This is a genomic window from Ruegeria sp. CH5 (assembly GCF_056537025.1).
Genome location: NZ_JBQFQT010000001.1, coordinates 562,711 through 575,327 on the forward strand (window position 1 = coordinate 562,711; position 12,617 = coordinate 575,327).

Genomic DNA, 12,617 nt, shown 5'->3' on the forward strand with positions numbered 1-12,617 from the left:
TTCTCAATCATGCCCAAGGCTCTGTCTTTTCAATGAAACTTTGCTTGCGCAGGCTGGCGATTTTGTGCGGAAGCAATTGACCTTGGCTGCCGGGGCGGACAATCATGTGGCACGACAGCCTTCGGCGCAGGAAAGACATGAAATGCTGATCTTCTTCAAGGAACGCCTTGCGCTTTTGTCCCTGCCCAAAACCGGAAGCACCGCCTATCAGGTCGCGTTGCGGGACCGGGCGGATATCGTGGTGTCGGGTCCACCGGATCTAAAACATGCGCCGGTGCGTCGCTATGACCGTTTCTTCCAGAACATTTTCCGCAAGATGTACGACACTGAAATGGAAATCATGGCCATCGTGCGCGAACCCGTCGATTGGCTGGGCAGCTGGTACCAGTACAGGACGCGCACCGAATTGACGGGCCACCCGCATTCGACCGACGGCATGTCTTTCGACAAGTTTGTCCAAGCCTATATGCAATCGCCCCGTCCCGCGTTCGCCGATGTCGGCAGCCAAACTGAATTCTTCCGGACCCGCAGCAATGGCGCCGGTGCTTCGCATATCTTTCGCTACGAACACCAGGACGAGATTCTGGACTTCCTTCAAGATCGACTGAACGCCCGGATCGATCTGACCCGCGAAAATGTATCGCCCAAGCGGGAACTGATACTGTCTGACCAGACCTTGGATACATTCCGCAAGGCTCATGCCGCCGAGTTTCGTCTGCATCAGCAGGCGCGTTAGTTGAGGTACTGAAACACCGCCTCGGTCAATTGTGTCAGTGAAAAAGGCTTGGGCAGGAAGGTCGAATGTCTGATCTCCGGCCCAGCATCGCCAAACGCGCCTTCGGTATAGCCCGACATGAAGACCACCCGCACATCGGGCCGGCTTTCAAGCGCCTTGGCAACCCAGGTTGGACCATCCATTCCGGGCATGACCACGTCCGTGACGAAGACGTCGACGTGCAGGTTCTGATCCTCGAGAATGCGCAACGCGTCCTCGGCCGAGCCTGCCTCAAAGACGGTATAGCCCTTGAGGCGCAAGGCACGAGTGGCAAAGGCACGTACCGGTGCTTCGTCCTCGACCAGCAAAACAACACCTTCGCCTTGATGCGCATTCGGTTCCGGTTGGACCTGCGGTTCGATCGCCAACTCGGGGTCCCGAGCCGAGCAGACCGGCAGCATGACGTTGAACTCGGTCCCACGCCCTTCGGTGCTGTCCACAAAGATGAAGCCGCCGGTTTGCTTGACGATGCCATAGACCGTCGACAAACCCAGCCCGGTCCCCTCGCCTGTCCGCTTGGTCGTGTAGAAGGGTTCGAAGATCTTCTGCAGCTTGTCTGACGGAATACCGACGCCACTGTCGATGACCTTGACCGAAACATATTCACCCACCGGAACGGTCGCCCTGTCCCGCATCAGCGGCTCGGTCAAAGAAAACACCTCGGTTTCGATACGGATTTCTCCGCCGTCGGGCATGGCATCGCGCGCGTTCACAACCAGATTCATGACGACCTGTTCCAACTGCCTCTTGTCTGCGCGAACGGGCTTGAGAACCGGATCATGACTGAGGATCAGCTTGACCTTCTCGCCTACAAGGCGGTTCAACAAGTGGATCAGGTCGGAAATGGTATCGCGCAGATCCAGCACTTCGGGCCGCAGGGTTTGTTTACGGGAAAAGGCCAGCAACTGGCTGACCAACGCAGCGGCCCGGTTGGCATTCTGATTAATCTGGACGAGATCACCGTAGTTCGGATCACTTTGATCATGGCGCAGCAGCAGCAGGTCGCAATGTCCGGAAATGGCGGTCAGCAGATTGTTGAAATCATGCGCAACACCGCCCGCCAGCTGCCCGACCGCCTGCATCTTTTGCCCTTGGACGAACTGAGCCTCCAGTGTCTTGAGTTCGGTCGCGTCGTTCAACACGGCAACCAGGCGCACCTCACCGTTCTTAACGATGCGGGTCAAGGTCAGTTGAACGAAGACCTCTCGGTCCTTTCCACCCAGTCGCAGGAATTCCGAACGTGGTGGTCCATCGCACGCGGCGACCTGAAGCAGCCAGTCTCGCAAGGGGTGTCCCAATCCGCTCAGGATCGTGTCGATATTGGTCTGACCCAACTCAACATCACCGATCAGCTTGCGCGCCAATCGATTGGCATCCAGAATCTCTCCGCCCGGAGCAAGGTGCATCATGGGTACCGGGACGTCGGCGAAAGTCGTGGTCCACTGATCTGCAGGCGCGTCGTCAAGCACGACCAGCCCGATATCCCGGCCCGCACTGGTTTTTTGAACCTCGCACACGAATACCCGCCGCGAACCTTCTTGAGCAGGCAGGCGTAGAACCGTTTCACCGGATATGACCTCCGGCGTCAGAGCCTCGGCCGCGCCCACCTCGCTGCCTTGGAGCATCGCCTCGGCCGCGGCATTCATGTTCAGGACCACGTCATTTCGCCCGAGCGTCACGATTGGAAGCGAAGCATACGCCCAGGGTTGCCGACCCGAGGCCTTGATCCGCCACAGGTACAGATCATCGCCGAGGTCGATCGCCAGAACTGGAATTGTCGTGCCCTTTGTCACGATGTCTTCTGCCGCGCGCCCTTCGACCTGCGCCAATGACTGCATCCGAACCAGTATTGCCGCAGGATTGGCGAAAACGGACCGCAGACACATGTCCAGCCTTGCGCCTGTTGAGGCGTTGAACCTGTCCCGCGCTGCGGAATTCACGATCAGCACCCGCCCGTTGGCATCCGTGATGAAACCCGGGGCGGGCTCTTTTTCCAGAAACGACGCGAGTATGGTTTGCGCCTGTTTGTCAACGCGGTACGAGAACCATCCGCGCAACAGAACAAACGCGCCAACGGCCAGAAAAGACCCTCCGACCGCCAGCAGGCCCGAAACCAACTGGGGTGAAATCGGAAAGAGCTGGGCGAGAATGACCAACAAGAGCGCGACACCGACCAAAGAGATGGCCCTCGACCAACTCGGAAAATGTCGCCCGGTCAAGCTTGGCGTAAATTGAGCGACTTCGGTCATCAACAACTCGATTCAAAATCAATCCACGGCATATCGTGGCACAAAGGGTTAATATCCGCTTAAGGAATCCGGCGAATATTCTCCTTTAAGTTGTTTTCAGCGTATCAGCGTCGCGTCAAGTGGGCGGAATAGAAGCCGTCGGTGCCGTGTACAACCTGCCACAATCGGCTGAACGTGCATTGCCATTCCGGATGCGACGACAGGAACGTGTTTATGACGCCTCTGTTTTCGACATCCAGCATCGAACAGGTGGCGTAGGCCAATACACTACCATCACCGACGAGTGGTGCGGCCGCGTCCAGAATGGACAATTGCGTCTTAGGCAACTGGGCCAGTTGCTCGGGCGTCAATGCCCATTTGCCCGCAGGTGCGCGCCGCCACGAGCCGCTCCCGGAACAGGGAGCGTCAGTCAGCACCACGTCAAACGGGCCGTGTTTTACCAAGTCATCTGTCGACAGGATGGTAATGCGCGCTCCCGCCCGTTGCGCTCGATCAGGAAGGTCACGCATGCGCCCGGGGTTGGCGTCATGGGCGAAGACTTCGACACCGCCGGTGGCGGCCATGGCCAGAGCCTTGCCGCCACCCCCGGCACAATAGTCCAGAACCCTCATGCCAGGCCTGAGGTTCAATGCAGCAACGACAGCTTGGCTCGCTGCATCTTGCAACTCGACCAAGCCGTCACGATAGCTTTGGGATTGCGAAATCTTCCGGGCACCTTCGACAACTTCAAGCGCTGTCTCGCAGGCCGGGTGCGGCGCAGTGGAAATCCCTTCCCGCGTCAGCGCGTCCACCGCCTCTTGCAAGCTCGTGCGGGCCAAATTGACCCGCAGGTGAACCGGAGCGCGCGATTGCAGCGCGGCGGCGGCCTCTCTGGCACTTTCACCAAGCGACCGCTCGAACACCGGCCAAAGCCACTCGGGTATGTCAAACTGTTCGGCTTCCGTTTCGAATGGACGTCCGACCTCGTCCGCCGTGACGGGGTCTGGGGCGTGACCAACTCCGTTGAACAGATCGACCGGGTCCTGGCCCCGGGACCGCAGAGCGCCCAACATCAGGCCTCGCCCGGTCCTTGCACCGCCGATCGCAGCGAAAGACCGAAGATGCCGAAGCGCGTCAAAGACATGGTCGCGGATCGCCGCCCTGTCCTTCGATCCCGCAAAACGGCTGCGCCGCGCCCAACCCGTCAACGCTTTCTCGGCGGGAGTTCCGCCCAGAAAATCGTCTAGGATTTCGATAGCGGCCTGAACGCGCGCGCCTGGGGTCATGTCGAGGTCCTGAGTCCGACGGAAACCGTCACATCACGCGGTAGTTGGGGCTTTCGCGTGTGATCTGCACGTCATGCACGTGGCTTTCCTTCAGACCCGCTCCGGTGATCTTCACGAACTGACAATTGCGGCGCATTTCATCAACAGTCGCGCAGCCGGTATAGCCCATGGCCGCACGCAGACCGCCGACCAGTTGATGAACGACGGCGCTGGCCGAGCCCTTGTAGGGCACCTGTCCCTCGATCCCCTCGGGCACCAACTTGTCATTTGCGGCGTCTTTCTGGAAATAACGATCGGCCGAGCCGCGCGCCATCGCGCCCAGGCTGCCCATGCCGCGATAGGATTTGAAAGAGCGGCCCTGATACAGGATCACCTCGCCCGGGCTTTCGTCGGTGCCGGCGATCATCGAGCCAACCATGGCGCAGGACGCGCCCGCCGCGATGGCCTTGGCGAAATCGCCCGAGAACTTGATACCACCATCGGCGATGACCGGCACGTCGCCAGCCGCAGCCGAGCAATCCATGATTGCCGTCAACTGGGGCACGCCGACACCGGCCACCATGCGCGTGGTGCAGATCGAGCCCGGCCCGATCCCGACCTTGACCGCATCGGCGCCAGCGTCGATCAGGGCCTTGGTTGCGTCGCCCGTTGCGACGTTGCCCGCGATGATCTGCACTTCGTTCGACAGGGCCTTGATCCGCTTCACCGCGTCCAGCACCCCTTGGGAATGGCCGTGCGCCGTGTCGACCACGATGATGTCGACGCCAGAGTCGACCAATTGCTCGGATCGTTCAAAGCCGGCATCGCCAACCGACGTGGCCGCCGCAACCCGCAGCCGACCCAGATGGTCTTTGCAGGCCGTGGGGTTCAGCACCGCTTGTTCCGTATCCTTCAAGGTCAGCAGACCGGTCAGTTTGCCCGATCCGTCGACGACCAGCAGCTTTTCAATCCGGCGAGCCTTCATCAGGCTCTTTGCCTCTTCCAGGTCGGCCGGCTCCTGCAGCATCGCCAGATTATCAGTGGTCATCATCGCGCGGATCGGCTGGTCGTCCGACGTGGCAAAACGCATGTCGCGGTTGGTCACAATACCCACGACGCGGCCGTCGTCATCCACCACCGGGAAGCCGGTGAAGTTGTAGCGCTCGACCAAGGCCTTGGCATCGGCCAGCGTTTGATCGGCGCGCAGGGTGACTGGGTTGTAGACGATGCCGGATTCGAAGCGTTTGACCCGGCGCACCTCACGCGATTGCTCCTCGACGGTCAGGTTCTTGTGGATCACCCCAATGCCCCCGGCCTGGGCCATTGCGATGGCCATCCGCGCCTCGGTCACCGTGTCCATGGCCGAGCTGAGCAGCGGTATGTTCATGGTGATCGCGCGCGTCACGCGCGTCGACGTGTCCGCCGTTGCCGGCAGCACCGACGAGGCCGCCGGAACCAAAAGAACGTCATCAAAGGTGAGTGCCTCACGAATCTGCATCTGCTAACCCCATGCAAAACCCCGTTTGGCGGTGACCCTATTGCATGGTTTCGACCAAAGGAAAAGCCCCTGCCCCAACTTGTTCGCCCACAAACCGCCGCGATGGCGCGGAAAACGACGCAAGCCGCGCAAAACCTGCCGCGGATTGGCCTTTCCCTTTGCCGCGAAACCCATATCTTGCCGCCATACGCGCGAACACCAAAAAGGCATCCGTCATGACCACCGATCCCCTTGTCGTCTTTACCCCTTCGGGCAAACGCGGACATTTCCCCGTTGGCACTCCGATCCTGACGGCGGCCCGGCAACTGGGGGTCGATCTGGATTCGGTCTGCGGTGGGCGCGGGATCTGCTCGAAATGCCAGATCACGCCCAGCTATGGCGAGTTTCCCAAACACGGCGTCACGGTCCGCGAAGACGCGCTGAGCGAATGGAACGCGGTTGAGCAGCGCTATGACGACAAACGCGGTCTGAAACCGGGCCGGCGTCTGGGCTGCCAGGCCACCGTTCAGGGCGACGTGGTGATCGACGTCCCGCCTGAAAGCCAGGTGCACCGCCAGGTGGTGCGCAAGGCCGCCGCCGCGCGCGCCATCACCATGGACCCGGCCACGCGCCTGTATTTCGTCGTGGTCGAAGAACCCGACATGCACTCGCCCACCGGCGATCTGGAACGGCTGGAGCGTGCCCTGCGCGAGCAGTGGCAGATCGACGCCGTCACCGCCGACCTGTCGCTTCTGTCCAAACTGCAGCCGACCCTGCGCAAGGGTAAATGGGAGGTCACGGTCGCCCTGCACAAGGGCCACAAGGACAAAGTGGCGCGCATCGTCGAAATCTGGCCCGGACTGCACGAAAACGGGCTGTACGGGCTGGCCATCGATTTGGGCTCGACCACCATCGCCGCGCATCTGACCGATCTGGACACCGGTGAGGTCAAGGCCTCGTCGGGACTGATGAACCCGCAGATCCGGTTCGGCGAAGACCTCATGAGCCGTGTGTCGTACGCGATGATGAACCCCGGCGGTGATCAGGAGATGACCCGGGCCGTGCGTGAGGCGATCAACGATCTGGTCACCTCGATCGCCGACGAGGCCGGGATCGACCCGGCCCTGATCGTGGAAACCGTTTTCGTGTGCAACCCGGTCATGCACCACCTGTTGTTGGGCCTGGATCCAGTTGAACTGGGCCAGGCGCCGTTTGCGCTGGCCACGTCGGAAAGCGTCTCGCTGCCCGCGCGCGAGATGGATCTGACCACGATGAACCCCCGTGCGCAGGTCTACATCCTGCCCTGCATCGCGGGCCATGTGGGAGCCGACTGCGCCGCCGTGGCGCTGAGCGAAGAGCCAGGCAAGTCGCAGGATCTGGTTTTGATCGTGGACGTCGGAACCAACGCCGAGATCCTGCTGGGCAACACGACCCGCGTGCTGGCCTGTTCCTCGCCCACCGGGCCGGCCTTCGAAGGTGCGCAGATCAGCTCGGGCCAGCGTGCCGCGCCCGGCGCGATCGAGCGCATTCAGATCGACCCGGTGACCAAGGAACCCCGGTTCCGGGTGATCGGCTCGGACAAGTGGTCGGACGAAGAGGGTTTCGACGCCGACATCGCCACCACCGGCATCACCGGCATCTGCGGGTCGGGCATCATCGAGGCGGTGGCCGAACTGCGCATGGCCGGCCTGCTGGACGAGAGCGGCCTGATCGGGTCGGCCGAACAGACCGGCACCAGCCGCTGCATCCCCGAGGGCCGCACCCATTCCTACCTGATCCATGACGCCAGCGCCGAAGGTGGCCCGCGTATCACCGTGACTCAGGGCGACATTCGAGCGATCCAGCTGGCGAAATCCGCGCTCTATGCCGGGGCGCGGCTGCTGATGGACGAGATGGGCGTGGACCGTGTGGATCGCGTAGTGCTGGCCGGGGCGTTCGGCGCCCATATCTCGACCAAACACGCGATGGTTCTGGGCATGATCCCCGACGCGCCGCTGGACAAGGTCCAAAGCGCGGGCAACGCCGCCGGCACCGGCGCACGCATCGCGTTGTGCAACATCGCTGCCCGGGCCGAGATCGAACGCGTGGTGCGCGAGATCACCAAGGTCGAAACCGCGATCGAGCCGAAATTTCAGGAGCATTTCGTGGCCGCCAACGCGATCCCGCACAAGACCGACCCGTTCCCGGAACTGGCCAAGATCGTCACCCTGCCCACCCCGTCTTTTAACACCGGAGGCGACACGGAAAAAACTGGCCGTCGTCGCCGCAGAAAGGCATAGTCCGAAAAACTGCGGAGGACCCCCATGCAAACAGCAAACGAAGATCAGGCTGAATACTGGGGCAACTCCGAATCCGGCACCAAGTGGCTGACTTTTGAGGACAAACTGGACCACATGCTGGCCCCGGTTCTGGACCTCGTTCTGGATCAGGCCGAACTGGAACCCGGAATGCGCGTGCTGGACATCGGCTGCGGGACTGGCGCCAGCACCATCGCGGCCGCCCAGCGTGTCGGACCGCAGGGCCATGTTCTTGGCGGCGACATTTCTGAGCCGTTCCTAAGCCGAGCGCAGGAAAGGGCCTTTTCCGCGGGTGTTGAAAACGTCGATTTCCAATGCGTCGACGCTCAGGTCGCCCGGTTCCCCGAGGGCGCGTTCGACGCTGCGATATCGCGGTTCGGTGTCATGTTCTTTCAGGATTCGGTTGCGGCGTTCGCCAACATCGCCAAGGCTCTGGCCCCCGGCGGACAAATGACTTTTGCCGCATGGGGACCTCTGGCTGACAATCCCTGGTTCAGGATTCCCCACATGGCCGCCACATCGCATCTGGGCCACCCACCAAAATATGGTCGGTACGCACCGGGACCACTGGCCTTTCATGACATCGACCATGTGACCGGCATGATGGCAACGGCGGGTTTGGATGACATCTTCGCCAACCCCGTAAGCCTCCGACTACCGGGGCTTGGATCGGTGGAGGCCACCGCTGAGCTTTGCACCCGGGTCGGGCCGGCTGCGCGCGTGATAGCGCATTTTAAAGGCGATGAGGCCGACGAACGAAAAATCCAGAGCGCCGTGGCCCAGGAGTTTTCGAGTTTTCAAACGGCAGATGGGTTTGGCATCCCGGCAGTCATCAACGTCTTTCAGGCCCGTAAGCCCTCCTGAAATACAAGAGCGTGTCGCCCTTGGCCAATCACACCCGCTGACTGTTATTGTTTCTGATCGTCAACTCTTTTCAGCCTTTTGAGCCTAATTGTCTGCGTTTTTGCCAATGTTTTTCTCACCATCCGGAAACTTAATAAGATTCTTGGTGATTTTTGCGTAAAAATCGTAAAATATGAATGTATTGGGCAGAGTAATTCAAATCTACAGAAGCCGCTGAACCGGCTCGCTTTAGTGAGTAAGACGTTTACCAGTTGGTGCTATATGGACAGGGGGATGGGCCGTGCAGGTGCGTGGCTACCGAACACGCAACACACACGCGCATTGATCAGTTTCATTCAATGGAGCCAGGGCGGAGTGGTTCTGGACGCTGCGTTGACCGAAGTTGTCAACGCGTTTGGAGCCGATTGTGGTACCCTCAGCCGTGTCTGGCTCAATAAAGGTGGCAGCCGAGTAGCTGCGCGCGCAGATACCCGTGACCAGACAATAAGTCGGCCGCTTTTCCTTTCCTTCACGAACGACGTGATTGGTCCGTTTGCGAGCAAGCCAAAGAAAGGCGTCGTCTTCAGTCTCAAGGATCACGGGAAACCCGTAAACGAGTTTTCTGCCGTTGTTCTGGACTGGATCTCGCACCGCAAGCTGCACGATATCCTGTTCGTCTGTCTCGACAACCAAGGCTGCGAAATCGATTTTCTGGAGCTGCATTTCGCCAAAGGCCTCGAACCCGGCTGGCGCGAAGCGATAGAGACAATCGCACCCGAAATCTCCGAGATCTACCGCAACAGACGCGCCGGTCTGATTACCGAAGCACTGTCCCGCCAATCCGTAACAACCATCCAAAGGGCGGTGAATGACGCGCCGCTGATGAGCCTCGAAAACCCAGCGGGCCTGACACGGGCCGAATGGCGGGTCTGCGTTCTAATTTCCCGGGGACTGTCGCAACAGTCCATTGGATCCGAGCTCGAGATTGGTCCCGCGACTGTGAGAACGCATCTCAAGCATATCTACGGCAAGACAGGAATGGAGAACTTCCACATGTTGGCCAGACGGCTGGTTTCGATCGAAGAACGCGAAGCCTTGCACGGCAGACACAATCAGGCACGCGCATGATGATTGATCTGCCTTGGCATAATTGGGCACCTCTGTGGTTGATGGTGCCGTTGTTTGTGGCGGTGGCGTGGACGGACCTAACCGAATACCGGATACCGAACCTGTACTGCCTGATAGGGGTTGCCTTGTTTCTGGTCGGGTCCCCTGCCCTCGGTTTGCATGAAGTTGGATTGCGATTGATCGCCGCCGGGCTTTGCTTTGGGATATGTTTTGCCCTTTTCGCCGCCGGTTGGCTTGGGGGCGGAGACGCCAAAATGCTACCGGTGGTTTTTCTGGCGATACCGACCCAAGCCCTTTCGACATACATGCTGCTGCTTTCTGCCGCGATGGCGTTTGGACTGACCAGCTTGACCCTGCTGCGCCTGTTCGTCCGACAACCGACAGGAAAGCTTGCAGCAACGCTCAGCGGACGCGAGTTTCCTCTTGGGATTGCCATAGGCCTTTCGGGCCTGATCCTGGCCGGCTGGTCGATGCTGCTTTACAGCGCCTGAAAGAGCGCGACCCAAGTCGGGGACGCACAGTTGACCTCGTGCGGACCCGGGAGCGCCGCACCTAAACAAGCAGCGTCATTTCACAAAGGTTTCGACGTATCGAATGATGATCGGTGCAAGGATCAGCCCCGCGATCGAGGGCAACATCAGGCTAGCCATAACCGCGGACATCTGCACCGGCAACTTGTTGGCTTTCTCCTGCGCGCGAAGCTCTCTCAGTTCGCGCATTTCTTCGGAATACGTAGTCAAGGCGGCCGACAACGGGACGCCGAACCGGGACGACTGGAGAACGACGCTCACGAACGAACTCATTTCGTCGATGCCCGTCCGGCGCGCCATTCTCATCAACGCGACTTCACGGTCGCGCCCGGCCTGAATCTCGCTCAGGGCAATTAGAATTTCCTCGGACATTTCGGGCGATACAGTCTGCATTTCCACTGCAACTTTGAGAAGCGCCTGGTCAAAGCCCATTCCCGCCTCGATCCCAATCTGGAGCAAGTCCAGCATGTTCGGGAACGCGTTTTCCATCCGACGTTTACGCTCCTTGATCCGGGCGCTCATCCAAAGTTGGGGGATGAAGAACCCGATGCCGCAGAGGATGCCAAGGTTCCGCAAGATCTGAAATGAGTTCAGACCAGACACATAATCGTTGATCGTGGCGCCGATACTGGACGCAGGCTGCCAAGACATGAGGACAAGAAAGACAAGCGGCAGAAACGTCGCCAAGCTCAAACGGATCAGATAGAAATTGGCGATTGCATTCCGGCCGCGAAACCCTGAGCGCGCAAGCACTTGGCCAACTTCGAACCTGACACTTGCATCGCTGGGGATAAGTGCGGCGCTCAGCCCGGTCGGTGTTTCGCCCTCCACCTTTTCCGGCACAAGACGTGCAAGGCTCTGGCCCCTTGTTCGTTTGGGCAGCATCCGTTCGGCTGCTGTAGACCGATCGCCGAGCGACGATGATATCCCAAAGAATGCAACGATCGCGCCGGCGGCAACAACGCCCAGGATCATAAGTTGGGAAAAAAGACCGGTGTCGAGTAGCGAGTTCACGATTTCCATTTCGACAACCCTCCCTCAGATCCGGAAATTGACAAGCTTGAACAAAACGATGGCGTTCAGAACGATGGCCGCTGAAATGACGCTCATGACGGGCCAGAAAATCGGGTATTGCACCACGCTTCCGTAATAGTCCGGCGTCATGACCGTCATCACGAGGGCAATCCCGACAGGAATGAACGACAGGATATAGGCGGTCATCCGACCCTCGGCAGAAATGGCCTTGATCTTGCGCCGCAAGGACATGCGGGCACGGATGACGCGCGCCAATGTCCGCAGAATGCCGGCCAGATCGCCGCCAGTACCGTGCTGCATCGTCAGCGCGACCGAGAGGTACTGGATATCCTCTTCATCTACTCGGTCTGCCATGTTGCGAATGGCGGTCGTCAACTCTTCCCCATAAGCGACTTGATCGACGACCAGACCGAATTCCGTTCCGATCGGATCGGGCATTTCGTTTGCCACGCTCTGCAAGGTCGTGTTCAACGGATGTCCGACCTTCAACCCACGCGACATCAGGTCCAACGCATCCGGCAATTGCTTGATCAACGCGGCCTTGCGCCGTCTGAGGTTGGCGCCAAGGTAGACCAACGGGGCCAACAGGAAGCACACGGCGCTTACAGGTATGACCGTCAGTGGGTTGGCCACCATTGAGCCTCCGATCGCCGAAACCAGAAAAGCACCGCCACATCCCAACAGGAACATTTCCGGCACCATGTGCAGGCCCGATGCCGCAAGGGCACCCGGCAAGTCGCCGACCAGCGGAAACGACTTCATGAGAGGTTTGCTCTCCCGCGGTTTGAGCAATTCCAGAACGTCCTCGCCAGTCTTTCCCTGGTTCAGCATCTGGATGCGCCGGTTTATCGCCTCTTCCCGGTTTTCTCCGCGCTTCAAAAGCTGACGGACCCCTTCGAAGGCAATCAGGGCGCCGAGAAATATTAAGAGTGACAGAACAAACCGGACATCGTAACCGCCCACTTCCATCTCTGGTCCGATCAACGAGTCTATGCTGTGCGTCGAAAAGAAGGATCTGAGATCTTCCAACATGGCCGGG

At 59.8% G+C, this 12,617-nt stretch carries 10 protein-coding genes; 5 read left to right on the forward strand and 5 right to left on the reverse strand.

Translation table 11 applies throughout. The annotated features are described in order from the left end of the window. Positions 1 to 142: 142 nt before the first annotated feature. A complete protein-coding gene (locus ACR0JC_RS02775) occupies positions 143 to 736 on the forward strand; it encodes a gamma-glutamyl kinase (protein WP_170339097.1) in 594 nt (197 codons plus the stop codon). Here ACR0JC_RS02775 and ACR0JC_RS02780 read toward each other — a convergent pair. From ACR0JC_RS02780 to guaB, 3 genes are all read right to left on the reverse strand, one after another. Further along, positions 733 to 3,024 carry an ATP-binding protein gene (locus tag ACR0JC_RS02780; RefSeq protein WP_170339095.1) on the reverse strand — a complete coding sequence of 764 codons (2,292 nt, stop codon included), beginning with the start codon at positions 3,022 to 3,024 and terminating at the stop codon, positions 733 to 735. The two genes, ACR0JC_RS02775 and ACR0JC_RS02780, sit on opposite strands and share 4 nt — an antisense overlap. A gap of 104 nt (positions 3,025 to 3,128) precedes the next feature. Continuing rightward, positions 3,129 to 4,289 carry an RsmB/NOP family class I SAM-dependent RNA methyltransferase gene (locus tag ACR0JC_RS02785; protein WP_170339093.1) on the reverse strand — a complete coding sequence of 387 codons (1,161 nt, stop codon included), beginning with the start codon at positions 4,287 to 4,289 and terminating at the stop codon, positions 3,129 to 3,131. A 28-nt stretch (positions 4,290 to 4,317) separates the two neighbouring features. Next, positions 4,318 to 5,766, reverse strand: coding sequence for an IMP dehydrogenase (gene guaB, locus ACR0JC_RS02790; RefSeq protein ID WP_170339091.1), 1,449 nt, complete (start codon positions 5,764 to 5,766; stop codon positions 4,318 to 4,320). 215 nt (positions 5,767 to 5,981) lie between these two features. Between guaB and ACR0JC_RS02795 the strand changes: the two genes are divergently transcribed. The 4 genes from ACR0JC_RS02795 to ACR0JC_RS02810 all read left to right on the forward strand — a co-directional run bounded on the left by ACR0JC_RS02795 (position 5,982) and on the right by ACR0JC_RS02810 (position 10,504). Continuing rightward, positions 5,982 to 8,024, forward strand: a complete 2,043-nt coding sequence (locus ACR0JC_RS02795; RefSeq protein ID WP_170339089.1) for an ASKHA domain-containing protein — start codon at positions 5,982 to 5,984, stop codon at positions 8,022 to 8,024. 24 nt (positions 8,025 to 8,048) lie between these two features. Beyond that, positions 8,049 to 8,906, forward strand: a complete 858-nt coding sequence (locus ACR0JC_RS02800; protein ID WP_170339087.1) for a class I SAM-dependent methyltransferase — start codon at positions 8,049 to 8,051, stop codon at positions 8,904 to 8,906. 78 nt (positions 8,907 to 8,984) lie between these two features. Continuing rightward, a complete protein-coding gene (locus ACR0JC_RS02805; protein ID WP_170339085.1) occupies positions 8,985 to 10,013 on the forward strand; it encodes a helix-turn-helix transcriptional regulator in 1,029 nt (342 codons plus the stop codon). Next, complete coding sequence (locus ACR0JC_RS02810) at positions 10,010 to 10,504, forward strand: A24 family peptidase (protein ID WP_170339082.1); 495 nt, start codon at positions 10,010 to 10,012, stop codon at positions 10,502 to 10,504. The genes ACR0JC_RS02805 and ACR0JC_RS02810 overlap by 4 nt, the downstream gene beginning before the upstream one ends. Positions 10,505 to 10,579: 75 nt before the next feature. Here the strand turns inward: ACR0JC_RS02810 and ACR0JC_RS02815 are convergent, their stop codons facing one another. Beyond that, complete coding sequence (locus tag ACR0JC_RS02815) at positions 10,580 to 11,566, reverse strand: type II secretion system F family protein (protein ID WP_170339080.1); 987 nt, start codon at positions 11,564 to 11,566, stop codon at positions 10,580 to 10,582. 15 nt (positions 11,567 to 11,581) lie between these two features. Further along, entirely contained in the window at positions 11,582 to 12,610 is a 1,029-nt protein-coding gene (locus ACR0JC_RS02820) for a type II secretion system F family protein (RefSeq protein ID WP_170339079.1), read from the reverse strand. Positions 12,611 to 12,617 lie beyond the last annotated feature (7 nt).